At 59.3% G+C, this 19,980-nt stretch carries 24 protein-coding genes and 2 pseudogenes; 18 read left to right on the forward strand and 8 right to left on the reverse strand.

What is annotated here, in order from left to right; translation table 11 throughout:
• Positions 1 to 526 (reverse strand): IS6 family transposase (locus BW990_RS19760; RefSeq protein WP_234990322.1); only part of this gene is annotated, 526 nt, incomplete at its 3' end.
• A gap of 358 nt (positions 527 to 884) precedes the next feature.
• Positions 885 to 1,712 (reverse strand): NAD(P)H-binding protein, encoded by an 828-nt coding sequence (locus BW990_RS19765; RefSeq protein ID WP_076451041.1) that lies wholly within the window; start codon positions 1,710 to 1,712, stop codon positions 885 to 887.
• Between the two features lie 139 nt (positions 1,713 to 1,851).
• Between BW990_RS19765 and BW990_RS19770 the strand changes: the two genes are divergently transcribed.
• Positions 1,852 to 2,829 carry an AraC family transcriptional regulator gene (locus BW990_RS19770; RefSeq protein WP_076451043.1) on the forward strand — a complete coding sequence of 326 codons (978 nt, stop codon included), beginning with the start codon at positions 1,852 to 1,854 and terminating at the stop codon, positions 2,827 to 2,829.
• Between the two features lie 32 nt (positions 2,830 to 2,861).
• On the opposite strand, the gene BW990_RS19775 is transcribed toward BW990_RS19770, so the two are convergent.
• Positions 2,862 to 3,425 (reverse strand): TetR/AcrR family transcriptional regulator, encoded by a 564-nt coding sequence (locus BW990_RS19775; protein WP_159441700.1) that lies wholly within the window; start codon positions 3,423 to 3,425, stop codon positions 2,862 to 2,864.
• 98 nt (positions 3,426 to 3,523) lie between these two features.
• Between BW990_RS19775 and BW990_RS19780 the strand changes: the two genes are divergently transcribed.
• The 4 genes from BW990_RS19780 (at position 3,524) to BW990_RS19795 (ending at position 6,913) form a co-directional block, all read left to right on the forward strand.
• A complete protein-coding gene (locus BW990_RS19780; protein ID WP_076451047.1) occupies positions 3,524 to 4,624 on the forward strand; it encodes an NmrA family NAD(P)-binding protein in 1,101 nt (366 codons plus the stop codon).
• A gap of 68 nt (positions 4,625 to 4,692) precedes the next feature.
• Positions 4,693 to 5,244: a carbonic anhydrase gene (locus BW990_RS19785; protein ID WP_159441701.1), complete on the forward strand. Its 552-nt coding sequence runs from the start codon at positions 4,693 to 4,695 to the stop codon at positions 5,242 to 5,244.
• Between the two features lie 3 nt (positions 5,245 to 5,247).
• Positions 5,248 to 6,171: an alpha/beta fold hydrolase gene (locus BW990_RS19790; protein WP_076451051.1), complete on the forward strand. Its 924-nt coding sequence runs from the start codon at positions 5,248 to 5,250 to the stop codon at positions 6,169 to 6,171.
• A complete protein-coding gene (locus BW990_RS19795; RefSeq protein ID WP_076451053.1) occupies positions 6,164 to 6,913 on the forward strand; it encodes a hypothetical protein in 750 nt (249 codons plus the stop codon). Before BW990_RS19790 ends, BW990_RS19795 begins: the two co-directional genes overlap by 8 nt.
• Before the next feature lie 101 nt (positions 6,914 to 7,014).
• Here BW990_RS19795 and BW990_RS19800 read toward each other — a convergent pair whose 3' ends face one another.
• Positions 7,015 to 7,902 (reverse strand): LysR family transcriptional regulator, encoded by an 888-nt coding sequence (locus BW990_RS19800; RefSeq protein ID WP_083950740.1) that lies wholly within the window; start codon positions 7,900 to 7,902, stop codon positions 7,015 to 7,017.
• A gap of 93 nt (positions 7,903 to 7,995) precedes the next feature.
• Between BW990_RS19800 and BW990_RS19805 the strand changes: the two genes are divergently transcribed.
• The 3 genes from BW990_RS19805 (at position 7,996) to BW990_RS19815 (ending at position 9,652) form a co-directional block, all read left to right on the forward strand.
• Positions 7,996 to 8,379 carry a DUF1330 domain-containing protein gene (locus BW990_RS19805; RefSeq protein ID WP_083950741.1) on the forward strand — a complete coding sequence of 128 codons (384 nt, stop codon included), beginning with the start codon at positions 7,996 to 7,998 and terminating at the stop codon, positions 8,377 to 8,379.
• Positions 8,380 to 8,465: 86 nt separating this feature from the next.
• Positions 8,466 to 8,933: an SRPBCC family protein gene (locus BW990_RS19810; protein ID WP_076451057.1), complete on the forward strand. Its 468-nt coding sequence runs from the start codon at positions 8,466 to 8,468 to the stop codon at positions 8,931 to 8,933.
• An 86-nt stretch (positions 8,934 to 9,019) separates the two neighbouring features.
• The gene (locus BW990_RS19815; RefSeq protein ID WP_076451059.1) at positions 9,020 to 9,652 is read left to right on the forward strand and encodes a LysE family translocator; all 633 of its coding nucleotides are present in this window, start codon (positions 9,020 to 9,022) and stop codon (positions 9,650 to 9,652) included.
• A 60-nt stretch (positions 9,653 to 9,712) separates the two neighbouring features.
• On the opposite strand, the pseudogene BW990_RS19820 reads toward BW990_RS19815, so the two are convergent.
• Together BW990_RS19820 and BW990_RS19825 are read right to left on the reverse strand one after the other, a co-directional pair.
• A pseudogene (locus tag BW990_RS19820) lies at positions 9,713 to 10,417 on the reverse strand (IS6 family transposase).
• Between the two features lie 93 nt (positions 10,418 to 10,510).
• A complete protein-coding gene (locus BW990_RS19825) occupies positions 10,511 to 11,398 on the reverse strand; it encodes a LysR family transcriptional regulator (protein WP_327214289.1) in 888 nt (295 codons plus the stop codon).
• 92 nt (positions 11,399 to 11,490) lie between these two features.
• On the opposite strand from BW990_RS19825, the gene BW990_RS19830 reads away from it, so the two are divergent.
• From BW990_RS19830 to BW990_RS19850, 5 genes and pseudogenes are all read left to right on the forward strand, one after another.
• A complete protein-coding gene (locus BW990_RS19830; RefSeq protein WP_076451061.1) occupies positions 11,491 to 12,249 on the forward strand; it encodes a class I SAM-dependent methyltransferase in 759 nt (252 codons plus the stop codon).
• A 25-nt stretch (positions 12,250 to 12,274) separates the two neighbouring features.
• Positions 12,275 to 12,976 (forward strand): DUF2306 domain-containing protein, encoded by a 702-nt coding sequence (locus BW990_RS19835; RefSeq protein ID WP_076451063.1) that lies wholly within the window; start codon positions 12,275 to 12,277, stop codon positions 12,974 to 12,976.
• A 1-nt stretch (position 12,977) separates the two neighbouring features.
• Positions 12,978 to 13,394, forward strand: a complete 417-nt coding sequence (locus tag BW990_RS19840) for a DUF6326 family protein (RefSeq protein WP_076451065.1) — start codon at positions 12,978 to 12,980, stop codon at positions 13,392 to 13,394.
• Between the two features lie 181 nt (positions 13,395 to 13,575).
• Positions 13,576 to 14,313 (forward strand): dienelactone hydrolase family protein, encoded by a 738-nt coding sequence (locus tag BW990_RS19845; RefSeq protein ID WP_076451067.1) that lies wholly within the window; start codon positions 13,576 to 13,578, stop codon positions 14,311 to 14,313.
• A 136-nt stretch (positions 14,314 to 14,449) separates the two neighbouring features.
• Positions 14,450 to 14,632, forward strand: a pseudogene (locus BW990_RS19850) (IS5/IS1182 family transposase); the annotation flags it as partial.
• A gap of 264 nt (positions 14,633 to 14,896) precedes the next feature.
• Here BW990_RS19850 and BW990_RS21985 read toward each other — a convergent pair.
• Positions 14,897 to 15,064: a hypothetical protein gene (locus BW990_RS21985; RefSeq protein WP_159441702.1), complete on the reverse strand. Its 168-nt coding sequence runs from the start codon at positions 15,062 to 15,064 to the stop codon at positions 14,897 to 14,899.
• A 114-nt stretch (positions 15,065 to 15,178) separates the two neighbouring features.
• Positions 15,179 to 16,447 (reverse strand): DUF6538 domain-containing protein, encoded by a 1,269-nt coding sequence (locus tag BW990_RS19855; protein WP_076451114.1) that lies wholly within the window; start codon positions 16,445 to 16,447, stop codon positions 15,179 to 15,181.
• A gap of 430 nt (positions 16,448 to 16,877) precedes the next feature.
• Between BW990_RS19855 and BW990_RS19860 the strand changes: the two genes are divergently transcribed.
• From BW990_RS19860 to BW990_RS19880, 5 genes are all read left to right on the forward strand, one after another.
• Positions 16,878 to 17,078: a helix-turn-helix transcriptional regulator gene (locus BW990_RS19860; RefSeq protein ID WP_076451069.1), complete on the forward strand. Its 201-nt coding sequence runs from the start codon at positions 16,878 to 16,880 to the stop codon at positions 17,076 to 17,078.
• Positions 17,079 to 17,233: 155 nt separating this feature from the next.
• The gene (locus BW990_RS19865; protein WP_076451071.1) at positions 17,234 to 18,112 is read left to right on the forward strand and encodes a WYL domain-containing protein; all 879 of its coding nucleotides are present in this window, start codon (positions 17,234 to 17,236) and stop codon (positions 18,110 to 18,112) included.
• On the forward strand, positions 18,113 to 18,625 hold the full coding sequence (locus BW990_RS19870; protein ID WP_076451073.1) for a BrxE family protein: 513 nt from the start codon (positions 18,113 to 18,115) through the stop codon (positions 18,623 to 18,625). It abuts the gene before it with no gap.
• Complete coding sequence (locus BW990_RS19875; RefSeq protein ID WP_234990323.1) at positions 18,625 to 19,410, forward strand: DUF1819 family protein; 786 nt, start codon at positions 18,625 to 18,627, stop codon at positions 19,408 to 19,410. Before BW990_RS19870 ends, BW990_RS19875 begins: the two co-directional genes overlap by 1 nt.
• Positions 19,391 to 19,966, forward strand: coding sequence for a BREX protein BrxB domain-containing protein (locus BW990_RS19880; protein WP_076451077.1), 576 nt, complete (start codon positions 19,391 to 19,393; stop codon positions 19,964 to 19,966). The genes BW990_RS19875 and BW990_RS19880 overlap by 20 nt, the downstream gene beginning before the upstream one ends.
• Positions 19,967 to 19,980 lie beyond the last annotated feature (14 nt).

Genomic DNA, 19,980 nt, shown 5'->3' on the forward strand with positions numbered 1-19,980 from the left:
CCAGAGATCGAGCGTCGTTGCGGTCATTCTTGTTGCGGTTCATGGCCACCATCGCAGCCTTGGCATGTCGCGCTTCAATGCAGACGGCGGGCAAGGACCGCAGGTTGTCCGTAACGATGACATCGGGCTGACCGTGCTTCTGCATTGCTTTCTTTAGGAATTTGAGCGGCGCCTTCTTGTCTCGGGTCTTCGTCACGAAGCTTTCGAGTACCTCACCTTCGTGATCGACGGCTCGCCATAGATAGTGTCTCTCGCCGTTAATCTTCACGAACATCTCGTCGAGGTGCCATCGCCAGCGGCTGGAGCGCATGCCTTCAATCCGGCGTTTCCGGATCTCGGAGGCGAACATTGGACCAAAGCGGTGCCACCAGAAACGCACGGTCTGATGGCTCACGTCGACGCCACGCTCGTGGAGTAGGTCCTCAACATTTCGAAGCGACAGCGGAAACCGGACGTACAACATCACCGCCAAACGGATGATCTCGGGGCTCGTCTTGAACCACTTGAATGGGCCGCGCTTGGTCATGCGGGAAGGCTACGAGACAACCCTGCTCCAGCTCAAGCCAAGTTCTTCTGACAGTGCCCGCCAGCGCATTGCGGCCCAAATCGAGGCTCTAAGAAAGATACGTCAGACCCTTCAGGATCGAGACGAAGCACCGGCCGACTGAACCTGTCGTTGCGGCGGCTCTGTCAGAAGAACTCAGCTTGAGGCAGGTCAGGGGCGCGAGTAGCGTTCCGCCATGCCTCAAGCTGAGTTTGTCTGATAGAGCCAGGATAATGGCGGAGGGGACGGGCCTGACGTCGAACCTTCTCTGCTCTCAACTCGTTGAAATAATGATATCCATTGGAGCCCGCCAGCAAGGCGGGCTCCAGGGAGCCTTGCATCACGCGGCCCTATTCCACGCACCTACGGCCGTAGCCTGCGCGCAGAACGCGGCAAAGTCGCGCGGTTTGCGCCCAAGGGCGCGTTGCACGCCATCGCCGAGCCTTGCGTTTCGTCCGTCGAAGATCTGCCGGCAGACTTCGGTGAAGACATCCGCCAGAAGCGGACCATCGAGTTCGATAAGCGCGGCGTGGAACTGTTCGAGACTGATTGGCTGATAGGCCACGGTCCAACCTGTCGCTCGGCTCATCTCCTCAGTTGCGTCATGGAAGCTCAGCAAGCGCGGGCCGGTCACGTCATATTCCTGGCGGGCATGGCGCGGATCGATAAGCGCAGCGGCCACGACTTCGGCGACGTCATCAATGTCGACAAGAGGCTCGGCGACTCCTCCGGCCGGCAGAGCCAGCATGCCCTCCGTCACCGCGTCGTAAAGGAAACCCTCGGAGAAATTCTGTGCGAACCAAGCGGCGCGAACCAGTGTATAGTCGAGGTTGGACCGACGCACGATCTCCTCGCACGCTTCGGCCCGTGGCTCGCCCCGGCCTGCTAGCATCACCAGTCTCTCGACCCCGACCGCGGCGGCCATGTCGGTCAGCTTCTGGATCTTTGCAGGCACGTCGGGGAAGGCAAGGTCGGGGTAATAATTGATATAGACCGCCGAGATGCCCTGCAAGGCGCGGGTCCATGTGTCTGGTTCGTCCCAGTCGAAACGGGTTGGCGAACTCCGCGATGCTCGGCGGACCGCATGGCCCTCCGCTTCAAGACGATCGGCGACGCGGCGGCCGGTCTTTCCGGTCGCGCCGATCACGAGGATGGGAAGAGAGTGCATGATGAAGGTCCCTATGCCGTTTGCACAATGCACATCAGCTAAGCTGAGATGTCGGGACACGCTATGACAGAAGCTCTATCATCATATGCAATTAGTCCAGAATGATAGACGGCGGGCAACAGTCGGTTTATCGAGTGGTATGACTGTTTCCGCCTCCACCCCGACAGACCTGTCCGATCCGCTTGGCGCAAGCCTGCATCTCCTGCGGCTGGAGGGTACGCTCTACAACCGCAGCGAACTCACGGCTCCGTGGAGCATCTCGATCCCTCGGCAAGACGATGTCCTGTCCTTTTTGGTCGTCACGCAGGGGCGTTGCTTTCTGGTGCTCGATAGTCAGGATCCTATCCGCGTTGACCAAGGCGACCTCGTGATCCTGCCGCACGGCACGCCGCATACCGTCTGCAGCGAGGTTGGTGTCCCCGTTGTTCCTCTGTTCGACATTCCTATCGAGAAAATCTCAGAGCGGCTCGAGATCCTGCGCCATGGGGGCGGCGGAGACATGACGCGGACAATGTATGGTTGCGTCCGCTTCGACCATGTCGCGGCGCACTATCTCATCAAACACTTGCCACAGGTCATCCATATCGACAGCTGGGATGGCGATATGGGGACGTGGCTTCAAAGCACGCTGCGCTTTGCTGCACGGGAAGCGGCCGAGTTGCGGCCGGGCGGAGAGACCGTCATCACCCGTCTGTCGGACATCCTCGTCATTCAGGCCCTGCGGTTCTGGCTGGACAACGCGCCCGACGCGCGGCGGGGCTGGCTGGCCGCTCTTCGTGATCCGCAGATCGGACGGGCCCTCGCGATGATCCATGGCAATCCCGGTGCTGACTGGTCGATCAACGGTCTGGCAAACGCGGTGGGAATGTCGCGCTCTGCCTTCGCCGCGCGGTTTGCGGCTCAGGTGGGTGTGGCGCCAATGGCCTATGCCCGACACTGGCGGCTGAGTATCGCCCGCAATCGCATCGCGCGCACCACAGACCCGCAAGCGGTCATCGCACACGACCTCGGCTACCAATCCGAGGCAGCATTTTGCCGCGCATTCAGGCGGGAGTTCAATATTTCACCGGGCAGTCTGCGACGCGCTTCGGTAGGGCAGGACGGCTCGGAAGGGTAGCGATCGCCCTCTCGCGATTTCTCTAGGCAACTTCACCAGCGCTGCTCGATTAGCGCGGTCCCTCGCTTTCCTGCACCGAGAATCCTGTCTGCAAGCTCACGGTTTTTGGCCAGGCGGGCGAGTGTGATGGTGCCCAGAAGCAATGCCATCGTTGCTACCCCCTTGTCCGTCGCTGCGCGTTCGTCCGCGGCCAGCAGTCGGGCCATGCGTTCGACGGCATCCGATGCTTCGGCCTCCGCTGCGCCGTCGAGACGGCCAATTTCGGTACCCAGAGCGGCAAGCGGGCACCCTTGACCACGATCCGCCACATGCTCGGCCGAAAGGTAGCGTGCGACGTAGTGGTCCAAGGCGGAAGCATGGTCCGGACCAGAAGGCGCCGCCTCGACATCTGACAGCACCTCGTCCACCGCGTGGCTGAACGCTGCGGCGACCAAGGCCTCCTTGGATGCAAAATGCCGGTAAAAGCCGCCATGGGTCAGCCCAGCGGCCTTCATGACATCAGCGACGCTGGTCGTCTCGATCCCGCGCTCTCGGAAGAGCTGCGAGGCCGCCTTGAGGATGCGCTCGTGGGTCTTCTGCTTTTCGTCCGCTGACATTCTCGGCATCGGGCCGACCTCCGGGGCTTGACAGTTTGGATTTTGCGTATCATCTAAAAATATAGATTACAACCAACATCCAAAAGAGGTGCCGCCCGATGTCCAGAAAGCCAAAGATCCTTGTCACCAGCGCCAGCGGAAAAACCGGCCTGCAAACTGCGTTGATGCTGCTGCATCGGGATTTTCCCGTCCGGGCGCTCGTTCGGAGGCGCGACCACCGGTCCGAGCGGTTGGAGCGTGCAGGCGCCGAGGTCATGGTCGCCAATCAATACGCGCTGCCTGATATGCGCTCGGCGATGCGCGGCGTGCAGAGGGCCTATCAATGCGCACCGACCGCGCCCAATGGCCTGCATTTCAACGCGGTCTTCACCGCCGCGGCCTTTGAGGCCAAGCTGGAACACGTGGTGACACTCAGCCAGTGGCTGTCGAGCGCGAACCACCCGTCGCTGTTCACCCGCGAGGTCTACATCAGCGATATTCTGATCGGGATGCGGGGCGAGATGTCGGTGACCACCGTCAATCCGGGCTGGTTTGCCGACAACTACCTGATGGTTCTGGATATGGCGGCGCATCTGGGCGTCTTCACCATGCCGCTTGGAGATGGTCGCGTGAAGAAGAACGCTGCGCCCTCGAACGAGGATATCGCGCGTGTGGTCGCGGCGGCGCTGATCGATCCCGACACGCATTCGGGCCAGACGTATCGCCCGACGGGACCGGAGCTTCTGTCTCCGGACGAGATCGCGGCGGCGATGGGCCGCGCGCTGGGCCGCAAGGTCCGGTACATGAACATTTCCGAGCGCATGATGATCAAAGCGCTCAAGGCGCACCCTCCCTCGAACTATTCCGTCGCTGCGGTGACGCAACTAGCACTCTATGCCGAGGAATACCGCCGGGGCACCTTTGCCGTCGGCGCGCCGACCGATCATGTGGCGCGGATCGGCGGGCGCGACCCCGAACCTTTCGAGACGGTCGTGCGCAGATACGTGCAGGAACGCCCTGCAGTGCGCCGCAGTGCAGCCCGCACTTTGGGTGCCATGGGCGGGTTCGCCAAGATCCTCCTGACCCGGCCATTCGACCTGCAAGCTGCCGAGGAGGCACGCGATTATGTCCGGATCGCTAAGCCGGCCTACGCGCAGGACGACGCCGAATGGCTGGGCGGTCACAGCCTCCGCGATACCGCGCACCTGCGCGTCGCTTGATCCCCCGCGCTCACAGCACCTCCAACTAATACAATGGAGACTTCCTCATGAACATTCAAAATGAGCTGATGGCCCGCAACGCCTGCTTCGCGGCCACGTTCGAGCTTGGCGACATGCCTATCCTGCCGCAGTTGCGCACCCTGATTGTGACCTGCATCGATGCGCGGGTCGATCCGGCCCATATCCTCGGCCTCGATCTGGGCGAGGCCATCGTGGCCCGCAACAACGGTGGCCGGGTGACGAGGGCCGTCATCGAAGAAATACTGACCCTGACCGTCCTCGTCGGCGCAGCGACGGGCGGCCAGGAGACGGCGTTCAATATCGTCCTGCTCCAGCACACCAATTGCGGCGCGCAGCGCCTGGCGGACCCGCAGTTGCAGGGCATGCTGCAGCAGAAATTCGGCATCGATGTCTCTGAATATGCGGTCACAGATCAGGCTGCCGACCTCATGACGGATATCGGCCGTCTTGCCGATGCGCCGGGCATGCCCGGCGAGATGACGGTGTCAGCCATGGTATATGACGTGGCCACCGGAGCGGTGCAGGAGGTCGCGCCGGTCAAGAGCCTTGCCGAATACCGCGCGGCGAACGTCGGCGCCGCTGTGCCCATGGCGGAATGACCCATGAGCTTCAGGCCCGATCCGGAACTCTTTCCGTTCACCTCGCGGTGGCTGACGCTCGCCGATGGCACTCGGATCCACTATGTCGATGAAGGGTCTGGGCCGGTTCTGTTGCTGTTACACGGGAACCCGGCCTGGTCGTTCTTGTATCGCAAAATCATCCCGCGGCTGAGCCGCCGCTTTCGCTGCATCGCGCCGGACCTTCCGGGTTTCGGTCTATCCACGGCCCGGAGCGGATACGGCTATACAGCCCGTGAGCAGAGCGAGGCGATCGTTGCCTTCATCGACACGCTCGATCTGAGCGGGGCGGGCGTGATGATGCAGGACTGGGGCGGGCCGATCGGGCTTGCTGCGACCTTGGCGCGACCGGACCGGATCGATCGGCTGATCATCGGCAACACGTTCGCCGGGCCGTTCCGGCGGCGCGGGCCGCGCGTCTTCTCGGCCATCATGGGGGGACCAGCGGGACGGTTCGCGGCATGGTCCTTCAACGGCGTGGTCCGATGGTTCTTTACCGTCGGAGTTATGAACAAACTGACGCGGGCGGAGTGGGCCATGTATCTCGCCCCATTCCGCCAGCACGACACCCGCCGCCCGACGGCGATCTTCCCGCGGCAACTGGTTGGGGCGGGCCCGTTCCTGTCCCGGATCAAGGCCGCGCTGCCGGAGATCGCGGACAAACCCGCTCTGATCCTGTGGGGCGACAGCGATTTTGCCTTCAAGACGGTAGAGCGGGACCAGTTCCGTGCGGCATTCCCGAACCACAGGAACATCACCCTGCGCAATGCCGGCCACTTCATTCAGGAGGATGCACCCGGCCCGATCTGCGAGGCGATCGAAGCGTGGTACGCCGACGATCTCGCAATCCTCCCCCCCCCCAACACTGCCGTCACGCAAGGCACTTACCCGGGAGAGACCAATGTTTGACGTTCTGGAAATTTTCGTGCGCGTTTTCGCCGTGGCCTTGCCCGTTTGGGTCATGGCCATCCTTGCCCTTGGTGCGGTGCGCGCCGGCCTCTCGGGTTTCCGGATGGCGCAGGCGGTAATCTGGACGGCGCTGATCGGTGGCGCGTGGTTCGCGGCCAGTGTGCCGCTGTCACAGATCGGGGCGTTCCGTGTACCCGACAGCTTCGCCGAGCCGCCTCTGGTCATCGGTTTTCTCATCGGCGGCGCAGCCCTGGTATGGGCGCTCGCGCGGCTGACATCGACCGGGCGACAGATCACCGATGCCGCGCCGCTCAGCGCAATTGCATCCGTTCAGATTGCGCGGGTAATGGGAGGCCTGTTTCTCATCGGCTGTCTGATGGGGCGTGTGCCGCCGGAATTCGCCATTCCCGCGGGTTTGGGCGACATCTGGGCTGCTATCTCTGGATATCAGGCAACCCGGGCTCTGGCCGCGGGTGCGCCCGATGCGCGCCGGAAACTGGCGCGCGCCAACACCATAGGACTTGCGGACTTCGCGCTTGCTGTCGTGCTTGGCGTCATGACATCGGAGGGGATGTTCCACATACTGTCCAAGGATGCAACAAACATCATTAACGACTACCCGCTGGCGCTGTTTCCCGCCTATTTCGTTCCAATCTTCATGGGCTTCCATTTCATCGCGATCAGCCGCCTGCGGGCGGAGCGCAAGGAACGGGCGCAACTGCTTTCGTTGCAGGGCCAGTGAAGTTGAACCCGACATCGAAGCCCGGTTGGGCGCGCCTTGGTACCCGACCGGCATCGGGAGGCGCTCCCGCCCGATGTCGCCTCGACACCGGCCATGAGAGTTCAACCCGGGGCGAATGACGGCCCGTCCGCATCGAGTGCCTTCAGCCGCTCCGCGATCTCGCCCGATAGCCCCTTCATCGCCGTTCTAATCCGGGAATTGGCCTTTTGCTCAGCAAGACAGCTTATCCAAAGGCGGTGTCGCCCTTCCGCAAGACGGCCGGACAGGCGCGCCAGGCGCGGATCGTCTTCTGCGATGAATTGCGGCAGAAGCGCTGCGCCCCCCCCGGCGAGAACGAGTTCGCGGGTCGGCAGGACGCCATCGACGCTAGCGACGACGATGGGCATCTCGTCTTGCGGCACGAAATCCCGGGACAGTTCCGTTTGGCCCGGCGGCGTGAAGACGGCGCGCACGGGGCCGCTCTGATCACTTCGTCGGTAAAGGCCGAAGCGGATCGGGCCAAGATCGATGCTGTGCAGATCGTGCGGCCGTGTCACGGCGACACGCAGCGCGATATCCGCCTCATAGCGATGCAGATCGACGAAGCGATCCGACGTCGTCAGCACCGGGAATATCTGGGGATGCGACGCCGAAAAGCGGATGATTTCATCGGAGAACCCGGCCAGCACATGCGGCGAAAGCGACACGCGAACCTTGCCGAAAGCGATCCGGGCGTCGTCCGTGTCGGGGTAGAGATGACTAAGTTCCTGTTCGGCGCGTTCCATGACGGCCAGCGTCCGGCGGCCGTGAAGCGTCAATTCGAGCTCCCCGGAAATTCGCTCGAACAACTTCGTCCCGAGGCGCTCTTCGAGACGGTCAAGCCTTCGCGCGACGGTCGTTCTGTCCACCCCAAGCTCGCGCGCGGCGGCCATGAAATTGCCGGATCTCGCTAGAGCCAGCAGGAATGGTGCGTCGGACCAAGGCAGTGAGCTACGTGTATTCTTGCCCATGAAAGAGCAAAACCTCGCGTTGATTGGCAATATTGCCCCGAATACACAGCTTTTCACGGAGAGTGAAATCACAAAACCCGCAAGGAGACTTCAATGCACCCCATCTTCAAGGCCCTGACAACGATTGCCATCGCAACCACAGCGCTCACCGCACCGGCCATGGCCGACCCCATCTACATGATCGCGCAAATCCAGATCGAGGATCACTCTGCCTTCTTCGAGGAATACGGTGCCGCAGCGGGCCCGCAGGTGCTCGGAAATGGCGGACGCGTTCTTGTGGCTTCGCCCACGGTCGACACGCTCGAAGGCGCATGGAGCGGCAACTGGACTGTGGTGATCGAATTTCCGTCTGAAGAGGCCGCCAAGCAGGACTGGTATAACTCGGACGCCTATCAGGAGGCCATCGAACTGCGCATTGCCAGCACCTCGCTCAACAACATAGTTCTCGCGCCGGCCTTCGTCCCCCCCGCCGAATGATGACCACCTGACGACCGGAGCGGACACAGGACCGCTCCGAGTACATCAACATGCCAACTATGCAAACCTCAGAGAGGACCCAAACCATGCCGACAGCCGTCGTCAAAACCGTAATCGAAGCCCCGGTCTCCAAGGTGTGGGCCACATGGGACAATTTCGGGCACATCGACAAGTTCAATCCGAACCTGAAGCGATCGTTCCTGATCGACAAAAGCGCCAGTACAGGACTGGGTGCGCAGCGTCAGTGCGACCTCGCGGATGGCAAGAACCACGTCAAGGAGCGCATCGTCGAATACGTGCCGGAACGACTGATGGTCGTCGACATCTATGACGGAACCATTCCTCTGAAATCGGCGACTGCGCGCATCGCCCTCGTCCCCCTTGCGACAGGCCGCACGGAGCTGACCTTCAGCTTGTCTTTCGTCCCGAAGCTGGGCGTGCTTGGACGCATTATTGGGCCGCTGATGAAGTGGCAAATCCGCAAGCAGATCGCCCAGCTGGTCGCTGCCAACCGGCGCTTCATCGAAGCCCGGGCGATACGCGAGGCCGCCTAACGGAGACTGCCCCGTCCGGGGTTCGGCGCCCCCCTTGGGTGCGCGCTCTCTGGCCCGTGTATCCCGCCCCAAATAGGAGCTTCGCAATGACGTTTTTCGATCCTTCCGTGTTTCTGGCGTTTGTGAATTTCGCCTTTGTCGCGTCCATAACGCCGGGTCCCAACAACCTGATGGTTGCCGCCTCGGGCGCTGCGTTCGGGATACGCGCAACGGCTCCGCATATCGTCGGCATTGCACTCGGATTCTCAGTCATGCTGTCGTCTGTCGCGCTCGGCCTTGGTGCGATGCTTGACCGGTGGCCGCTCCTTCTAGTGGCCTTGAAATGGGCGGGGATTGCCTGGCTTTGCGTCCTCGCCTGGCAACTTGCAAGGCCAGCGTTGTTTCCCAAGAAAGCCGCAGAGGGCTCCGTCGGCCAGTCTTCGGGCGCGCGTCCGATGACTCTGATAGAGGCCGCGCTGTTCCAATGGGTCAATCCGAAGGCCTGGGCCATGGTTGCGGCGGTCACGGCCGCCTATTCGGATCTGGCCGACCTTGCGTGGCATCGCGCAGCGCTGATGTCGTTCACCTTCATGATCGTCGCCCCCTTGTGCAACGGAACCTGGTTGCTGGGCGGCCGCGTACTGCTGGCGCGATTTTCGGCCGGCATCTGGAGCCGCGGCCTCCTGCTTTTCATGTCCGGCCTCATCCTTCTGAGCGCTGTCCTTATCCTGTCAGGTTGAGACAGCGGGTGCTGCCAGACGAATTCGAACTCGTCTCAGCAAGGACAGTGACGGTGACCCTTATGTCGCGCAAAGAGCGCGCCACTCGGCGAGAGCGGCAGCGCGGTTGGCCTTGAAGTGAGGTCGGCTGGAGAGGCTGCGGTCCTGGTTAAAGTGGTTTGAGACAGAGGCGTGGACGGCGGCGAATTTCTGAAGACTTCGCATCCGCCTGAAACGAAGCATCGCCCGCTCTCGTCGTCGGAATGGCAGGTGTGAATTCTCTGCGCGATTGTTCTTCCAGCGGCCGGTTTCTTGCCGACCTTCGGATCCAAGCGCCTTCAACGCAGCGCCATAGGATCGGAGCTTGTCAGTCACGATTTCTTCTGGGCGACCGTGCTTGCGCATTGCTTTCTTTAGGAATTTCAACGCAGCCTTTTTGTCCCGGATCTTCGTAACGAAGCTTTCCAGCACCTCGCCTTCATGATCGACCGCCCGCCATACGTAGTGCCGTTCGCCGTTGATCTTCACGAAGATCTCGTCGAGGTGCCAACGCCAGCGGCTGGATTTCATCCCTTCGATCCGTCGTTTTCGGATCTCCTCGGCGAACATCGGACCAAAGCGGTGCCATTAATATCGGACCGTTTCGTGGCTGACATCGACACCCCGTTCATGCAGAAGATCCTCGACATTCCGGAGCGACAGCGGGAAGCGGACGTACAGCATCACCGCCAGGCGGATGATCTCTGGGCTCGTCTTGAACCACTTGAAGGGGTTGGGGTTGGTCATGCAGAGACGCTAGCCAGCACTCTACCACGCCTCAAGGTGAGTTTGTCTGACAAAGCCGGCCAATCTGAGGGGGGGGGGGGAGCTTGGACGTTACTAACCAATACCCTCAGCGAGCAAATCAAAAACCACGCGAATTCGTAGATTTGTTTTTAACTCGCGGTGGGCCACCAGCCATGTCTCGATACGGAGCGGCTCAAACGCTGAGGAAGGGTTTTCGAGTTCGGGATAAGCCGCTCCTATCTCAACCGGAAGAATGCCAATCCCAAAGCCCTGCCGGACAAGTTCGAGCATGAGCGTTGCGCTCGACGTCAAAAAATTGAAATTGGCCGTTGTTAGATTGACGCCACGTGACGCCATTAAACCAAGCCGCAGTTCTGGCTGGTCGAAACCAACAAACGTTAACTTGGACAGGTCAGCGAGCGACTTCGGACGTCCCACTTCATCAAGATACTGCTTTGATGCAAAAAGATGCGCTGTTGTATCCCTGAGCCGCTTCGCAAATAGTGCCTCGTCTGTAGGTCGTCCATGGCGGATCGCGATATCAGCCTCACGCCGGCGCAGATCGCTTACTTCATTTGATGCGATAATCTCAATCTGAAGGTCTGGCGCGGTTTTGCGCAGTTTCTTAAGGATAGGTGGTAGAAAATACGTCGCCATCATGTCTGTCGCAGAGATCAACACATGTCCGGTGACGGCTTCGGATTGACCTGTTGCTGCAACGGATATGGTGTTCGCCGCATCACCCATCATCCGAAAATGCGCAAGCAATTCTACGCCTGATTGTGTCAGCAAGAGCGCGCGCGATGTCCGTTCAAAGAGGGTCACGCCAAGAGCCTCTTCGAGGCCCGCGACCTGTCGGCTTAGCGTTGGCTGCGTCAACCCAAGCGCACGCGCGGCTGCGGACAGAGATCCTTCCTCGGCGGTAACGAGAAATGCCCTTGCTTGATTCCAGTCGAAGGCTGATCGTTTCCACTCCATCATTCACGTATACCAAACCAAGAAGGATGCGCAATTTCGTATTAACGGCCCGCATTCTATGTCTGCCGTCAACCACCCTAAGACAGGCAGTGAACATGACGCAGCTCGAAAACAAAGGCCTCAGCCCATCGCACACCCCTTCGATGGAAGACGCAATTCTCATGGCCTCTCGTCGCATCGGCTCTTGGGAAGTCCTCGTGACCAGGCGGCCGCTCTCTTCTGTCGATCTTGCCAACCGCTATGATGCTGCTTCGGGCAGTTGGGAGCGCATGGCAGCTCGCTTTCAACTGGAAGCCGCCTATAAAGAACCGCTTTTGACCTCCCATATAGCAACGGTTCTCGGACAAGTAGGGCCAGAGGCGCGGGTCCTTGATTGCGGTGTCGGGAGCGGAAGCCTGTCGATTGCTCTTGATAGTATCCTCACGGATCGGGTCACATTCCATGGCATAGATACCTCTGCCAAGATGCTGGTGCAGGCCCGATCAAAGATGCACGTCGCCGGATTGCGTGCCCATTATAGACAAGCTGATGTTTTGTCATTGCCTTATGATGATCAATTTTTTGACGTGGTCATGGCCGCGCATGTTCTTGAACATCTACCTGATCCGAAACACGCGCTCAGGGAAATGATCCGCGTTCTGAAACCGGGTGGTATGGTGTTCGTTTGCGCAACACGCCCCTCACTCTTCGGCACATTGATCCAATTAAAATGGCGCACCTGGGCAGTTACAGAAAAGCAGGGCGTGGCGTGGTTGCATGATTGTCAGCTCGCCGATGTCGGATACGAACCGGTCCACCTTGGCGCGTGTGCTGGGGTCGCAAGCACGGCCTTTTGGGCACGGCGGCCCGCATGAATGGAAACCAGTTGAGAGATTTCTCATGATACGTTTGCAAAAAGCCGAATGGGCCGTTTTGGGCCTTATCCTAGTCTATTCGTTCATTCCTGCCTTTGGCGGTTTGATCCGTGTACTGGAACTTGTAGGGGGGCCACAAATCGCACCCGTGAACGGGCGGGCCTTGCTTGCCCCAAAACCGATTATTCTTCACATCGTAAGCAGCTTTTTGTTCTGCATCGTCGGGGTGGTTCAGTTCCTGCCAAGCTTCCGACGGCAACATCCGACGGCACATCGCATCAACGGGCGGGTGATTGCCGTGGCCGGATGTGTTTCTGCACTGAGCGGTTTGTGGATGACGCAGTTCTATGTCTTTTCCGAAGCGCTGCAAGGTCCAGCACTTTATTGGGTTCGGATTGTCTTGGGCACGGCAATGATCGGGCTCATCGTCTGGGCTGTGGTTGCCATCAGAGCCCGTGACACCCTTCAACACAGCGCATCAATGCTACGGGCCTATGCCATTGGCCAAGGCGCATCGACCCAGGCTGTCCTAGGCATTGCCTGGATCATCACGACCGGCGCTGAGGCGATGGGACCGCTGCGCGATGGGCTGATGATCTTTGCTTGGGTTCTTAATCTGCTGGTCGCGGAAATCTTGATCCGTTCCATGCTCAGGCCAGCGAAAGGACTGCGAAGTAATTCGTCATTACCCCCTACGCCGAGCTCAACACTACGAAGGGAAACTTGAAATGAAATACGAAAATCGTAATCCCCGCATCCTTTTGTCGATCCTTTGGATCTTCGTTATCATGAATTTCTTTGCCCGTGACATTCATGAGTTGGGCCGCCCCGGCATGTTGGAGCAAATGATGTCCGGCACGATTGACGGGGTCGTCGTGACTGACATCTTGATGCTGCTGGGGGGGATCATGATAGAGATCCCGATTTTGATGACAGTTCTCGCATTGCTGTTGCCAAGTGGCGCAAATCGATGGGCGAACATTGGTGTGGGCCTTTTGACGATGGCCATGATCGTCGCGATGAACCTCAAACCCGACCTCGACAATGTCTTTTTCATGGGTATTCAGTTGATCGCTCTAATTGCCATCGTTGGTATAGCATGGCGGTGGCAGACCCCGGAGCGGACAGATACGATAATACCTTAAATGCGCGGCGTCTGACCGCTTGCTCCAAGCGCACGTCCAAACGCCAGCCGAGAAATTTGAAGCCTGTGTTGCAGCGATCAGTTGAAACCACAGGACAAACTGGGCATCCGTTGAGGAAATATGGAGGTCCGGTTTCAATGTGTTTAGCCTCAGTCCAAGTTCCATTTTGCAGGGCAATCAAATGATATCCGAAATCGTAAACAAGCCTTTCGTGTATGACGGCCCAGGTGGTCCCTTCGAAGGTATAGTTAGTCGGCCCTTTGAGGATACAAAGTCGGTACGAGGCGGCGTGATGGTTTGCCATGCGTTTGGCGGTCAGTCCGATGTGGAAGCGACCCATGCTGAACGACTAGCCCGACTGGGCTACGTCGGCTTCGCTATTGATGTGTATGGTCAAGGTCGTCGTGCCACGACAGGTGATGAAGCGACAGCATTGATGGGCGAGATGGACGCAGATCGGGTCCTTTTGCTTGAACGGCTGAAGGCTGCACATACCGCCATGCAAGAGATGGAAAACGTTGCAGCGGACCGTACAGCCGCAATAGGTTTCTGTTTTGGCGGAAAATGTGCGCTTGATGCCGCGCGCGCAAACGTGGGGCTCAAGGCGGTGGTATCGTTCCACGGACTATTTGACCGTCCAGCATGGGCATCAACGCCTCCCGATGTAATTGAGGCCTCTGTTCTCGTGTTGCACGGATGGGATGATCCGCTCGCCAAACCAAACGATGTTATCAGTCTCACAGATGAACTTACGATGGCGTCCGCTGACTGGCAGCTTCTTGCATTGGGCCATACGAGCCACGCATTCACTCATCCCCGGGCAGACGCTCCTGCTGAAGGCATCGTTTACAGCGAAAAAGCCACGCAAAGAGCGTGGAGCATAGCCGACCGTTTCTTAGCAGAACACCTTTCAGAATAATAGCTGTTCGATTGAAGATGCCGTTCATGCGGAGTGCAGCATCGGTCATTGTGGGCTTATTCCGTTGAAAAACTCGCCTTGCTTTAGGAGCTGACCGCTGATTCAATTTGGCTGCGGCAGCTTGAGGTGAACGGTGATGATGGGGTCCCGGCAGGAAGCGCAAGGCGCACTGTTCTACGAGTTCTGTATCGAAGCGCATGTGCCGCCTGACCATATGCTCAGATCTGTGGATCGGTTCGTCGACCTGACGGGCATCCGGCAGCACCTTGCGCCATTCTACAGCTCCACTGGGCGACCGTCGGTTGATCCGGAGCTGATGAAGCAATAATTCAGCGGCGCATTCTTCATTGGCGCTTTCTGCGGCGATGATTTCAACGCGTAATCAGATATTTGGGCCCTTTTGGGCGGCAAGGGTTGGAGAGTTGCCGTTTGATTTTCCCATCAACAACACCGACCTGGGCATGTAATGCCGCACTTCTTTTATCTTGCAGTCTTTTGGTGCGCTCGCGGACGCTCACGAACTCACGCTAGCTGGAGCGCAGCATGGAAGCCGCGGCCCCTCCGTTTCGCGCGACGTACCTTCTCACTCCACGACGATGGCTCTGAGGTCCTGCCCAAAGAACGACGAAACCCTCATGCTTTTCGACATGAGCCCATCGTTTCGCCCTTCCTCACCATGCAGCCGCTCGGCCCAATCGGTCGATGCCGCGCGGATCGAGGCGGCGTTGGTGAAGGTCGCGTTACTGGTCACGCAGGAACCGGCCTTCGCGCCGGTCTTCGAGCGGTTGGAGGCGGAACTGGCCGCGGCCGTGAAGAGGGAAAGGCGGCTGTCGGAGTCGCAGCACCGGGCGCGCGCGCTGCTGGCTCAGAAGGCGATGCGCGCGACGAGCGTGGCGACATGTTCCAGCGACGCGCCCTTGCCATATCGCTCGCGGTCGAGCCGGTGACCGAATAGGTCACGGCGGATGCGGTCATCGATCCCGGCGGCGAGCATGCGGTCCTCGAAGCCATGGCGCAGGGAGTACATCGAGTGGCGCGGGGTCTCGAGCAGGCCGTTGGCGCGGAGGAACTTATTCACGACCGCGCTCAGGGTGGCGCGGTCCCGGTAGCGGGGGAATCCTTCGGGGAACTGCTTGATGGCCTCCAGCGAGACGCCCGTCAGCGGGATCACGCGGCGGGCGTAGTGGCTCTTCAACTGCCGCCCCTCCGCTTCGATGGAGATGTGCGGCACGTCGCAGTCGAGCCGGATCGTGTCCGCCGTTAGCGCCGCGCCCTCGAAAGGGCGGTATCCGGTGTTGATCATCCCCAGCAGTAAAGCGCGTGCTTGCCAATTCAAGCCGTCCAGCGCACCGGGCGCGAGCAGCCGCGTCCTGATCCAGTCCTCGCTGAAGGGCGGGCGTGTCTGCTTTTCACCTTCCTTGAAGGACAACTCGCCAAGCGGCAGCGACAGGCCGAGCCGCTTCATCGTGTTCACGGTCTTGAGCACATCGCCCAGGTGGATCAGGTCCTTGTTAGCCGAGTTCGCGGTGACCTCGCCCGCCTCGATGCGGTCAAGCCAGTGCTGGCGGAAATCCAGCATGTCGTCGCGGGTGATGTTTGCGATTTCCTTGTTGCCGACGACAGCCACAAAGTTCTTCACCGCCTTCTTGCGCGGGGCCTCCCATCTGCGCAGCTGGTCTTCGCTCTTGCCGAGGGTCTTCTCCTTGGCGAGAGTCCAGTAGAGCTCGAGCGCCTTGGTGACCGTGATGCGGGGTTCGGGAACCGTGCCGAGAAGAGCGGCGGCCTCGATGGCATCGGGCTGGTTCGCTGGAGCGGGAATGGCCTCGACGCGCTCGACGACTTCCTCAATCGGCAACTTGGCCACGGCCCCCGCATCCAGATACCGAAAGCCCCGTGCTCGGGCGAGGTCGCGCGCCGCTTCGTAGCGCGCCTCTGCGTCGGCACTGTTCCCGGCCAGCCGCGCCTCCCACGCCTCGATCATCTGGCTCCACGCGCGATCCGCCTTGCTCCGCGCGACGGTCTCCGAGTCGGTGTGCAGGCTGATCCAGACGGTTTCGCGCGGCTCGATACTCCGGTACCGGCGCGGGACGCGGCGGCGGAGGTGATAGAGACGGCCTCGTTTCGCGATGCTTATGGCGGAGAAATCCCCCATTTGTGCAGCAAATTGTGTAGCAAAATGTGCAGCAAATCAAGTGGACCAAACACGGCCTTCAGCGCGAAAACGCCGAATTCCTCCCTACTATCTGGTAGTTATAAGATGCCGAACTTGAAGAAAATGGCGGAGGGAATGACTCGACAATTAAATCGGCTGTTTTGGCAGTTCGGATCGGGTCTAGACGCCACGAAAACCCCTGAAATCTTGAGAAAAGTGTCCGAACCCGTATCGATGGGGTCCGCTCCGTCACGATCGTTCCGACGCGGCTCCGATGACTTGCGCCTATTTACCCCCGCCCCGCCTGTTTCAAACATAGCCTCCGAGCACGCAACATACCGACTTGAATAGGTTTTCTTCTCACGCATTCGTTCTCTTGCGACCGAAGTGAGTTGCGCAAAAGGAGACGAAAATGAGCGAAGTATGTCTGAGCCAGATCGAACTAGCGGCCCGATGGAAGATCAGCCACCGAACACTTGAACGCTGGCGTTGGGCCCAGGAAGGTCCGCGATACCTGAAGATCGGCGGCCGGGTTGTATACAGAGTGTCCGACGTCGAGGCCTTTGAACGCGAGGTTCAGAGCTTTCCGGACGAGCTACCGGCTGAAAGCTGAGCAGCCTACCTCGCCCCTCCCAGGGTTGCGACATCGCGAAAAAGACAATCTTCCGAAGCATTTCGATTGAACGCGACATGACTCCCGGCTAGCCTCCAGTCAGCACAAAAATTGGACGCGCATATTAATCAAACGCGCCGAGCTGGGAGTGCTAAGTGGAAAGTGACAAATCAGAGCTTCGTTGGGGAGTCGCGCAGCGCCTCGAGTTCATCGAGTTCCGATTGTTTTGGGAGGGGCGAGTGAACCGCAGCGATTTGATGGAGCAGTTCGGGCTGTCGGTAAACCAAGCGTCCGCCGACCTGAATCGCTACATCGGCTTTGCGCCTGACAACATGGTCTATGACAAGAGCGCGCGGACGTATGTCCGGGGTCCCGACTACGCTGCACAGTTTCTGAAACCTGACGCCAGCCGCTACCTCGCGCAGCTACGGTCTTTGGCCGATGGCATCATGGACAGCGACGATACCTGGATCGCTGAACTGCCATCCTATGATGCTGCGCCAACCCCGGCCCGTGGCGTGAACCCTGTCACCCTGCGATCCGTTGTCGGTGCCATCCGCCGATCCGAGGCCATCGAGGTGAAGTACCAGTCCCTTTCGCGCCCCGAGCCGAGCTGGCGTTGGATCGCGCCTCACGCCATCGGGTTCGACGGCTTCCGCTGGCACACGCGGGCGTTCTGTAGGACGGACGAGGTATTCAAGGACTTCCTGCTCTCTCGCATCATCTCGACGCGCAGTGTTGAAGCCAGTGCGGTCACGGATGCTGCCGATGCGGACTGGCAAGAGCACGTCACGCTTGAGATTTGCCCCCACCCTAAACTCTCCGAGGACCAGAAGAAGGTGATCGCGCTGGACTATGGGATGCGCGATGGCAAGGCGAAGATCAAGGTTCGACGCGCGCTGCTTTACTACGCGCTCAAACGGCTTGGGCTCGACAGCAACGCTGCTGCCCGCCCTCCCCAAGAACAACAAATTGTCTTGGTGTCCCCAATTGCAGGCCTGGCACCAGGCAGTTCTATAGAAAGAGAGGGCTAGATGGTTCCTCGTGAGCAGTTTGATTTTATGCAGCGAATAATAAAGCTTCGATATCTTGTCGGGTTCCTCGGCGAGAAGTCTCAGTGCAATTGGTGGTCAACATCGTTTTACGAGGCTTCAAGCATTCGATTTCTCGAACCGGTGTTTTCGCGAACGGCTCCTCTGGCACAGTACCATGGCGCAGTGGAAGCGGCACGTCGGTTCCACGACGAAAACTTGAGCGTGGGTTCATTCCATATTTTCCGGCTTCCAGAAGAGATCGAACAAGACCTGCACGAAATGGTCCAGGCACAACTGCTCGAGCTCTTTGATCCCAGCTTGATCGTTGATCAGGCATCCGCTCTGAGCGCTCTTGCGAAGATCAGCAATGGAACAGCTGATGAGGCTGTCGGACCTGTTCTGGTTGGAAAGATCGACGACCTCCGCTCATCCGCTCTCTTGGACAAGATTGCCGAGATCTACCGGATGGCGCTGTCATCCGACACGCAAGCTCTTCCTTACTTGGTCGTATGATGGAACGGGCGCCATACACAACTCAATTGCAGGCAGGGCTGGGTCTTGTGAACGAGACCAGAGCTCTTCTCGAGTTGTGGTCACCTAGCATGTCGGCGAGCCAGCTGCATGATATTGCTCTGAAATCTGGGAGATTTCCGGAGATTACTGCGCGCCGCCTACGAAACATTGTCTCAGAGTGCTTCGCGCCGCGTTACCTGACGGCTGATGGCGAGCCCGCGCTGCATTTGAAGAAACTATCCGCCGAACTCCCTGCATCAGAGCTTGTTCAGCTCATGCTCATCTTTACCAGCCGAGCGAACCCCATTCTTGGCGACTTTATTCGCGACGTCTACTGGGCACGTTACGCGGGCGGCTACCAAGAGGTCTCCAGCGACGACGCAAGAGCCTTCGTGGAACGGGGAATTGACGATGGGAAGACATCGAAACGCTGGTCTGAATCAACGATCCGACGAGTGTCTGCGTACCTAACTGGATGTTGCGCAGACTACGGATTGCTCGAGCGTGGGCTACGGTCAAGTCGGCGCATTCTTCCGTTTCGGATTTCAGCCACGACGAGCGCATATCTTGCCTACGAGCTACATTTCCGTGGCATCGGCGACAACGCCATTCTGAACCATGATGACTGGAAGCTCTTTGGATTGGAGCGGGACGACGTGCTTGAAGAAATGAAGCGTCTTTCACTGAAAGGTCTCATCATTATCCAATCCGCGGGAGATGTCGTGCGGGTCGGCTGGAAGCAACACGACATGGAGGAGCTTTGCGATGTCCTCGCTAAGGGCTGACTTTGACGAACTTCGTGAGAGGATTCGGCATGGCCGCGAGCTCGGGCATGCGAGCTTCGAGCCGATCTACTACCTCATCTTTTCTCCAGACCAAATTTTGGAAGTTAAGCGGCAAACGCCAGCTTGGGAGGCAAAGCTGCACCAAGAAGGATGGGACGTTCACGTCTTCTCGGTGACCGAAAATCTATGGGGACTTCTGCAGGAAGACCCCTTCTGGTCCTTGTGCGTTCAACAAGACAAAGCTTCCCCAGGCGATTGGGCTCGAACAAACCTGGCGCTGGCAGATATTGTTGCAAATGGTGGCGGCCTATTGCGCAGGCTGGAGGACGCTCTAAAGCCCCTTGAGGGCAACCCAAGCGCATTGCTTTTGGTCACAGACCTTGAGGCGCTGCATCCTTTCCTTCGGATTGGCGCGATCGAGAGCCAACTCCAAGGCCAGTTTCATGTGCCGACGATCTTCCTCTACCCAGGGGTTCGCACCGGCAAGACCCGCCTCAAGTTTCTCGGGTTCTACCCCGAAGACGGCAATTACCGCTCTGTCCACGTTGGCGGCTAGAGGCAGAAAGGTTT

Source organism: Roseivivax lentus (assembly GCF_900156805.1).
Taxonomy (GTDB): Bacteria; Pseudomonadota; Alphaproteobacteria; order Rhodobacterales; family Rhodobacteraceae; genus Roseivivax; species Roseivivax lentus.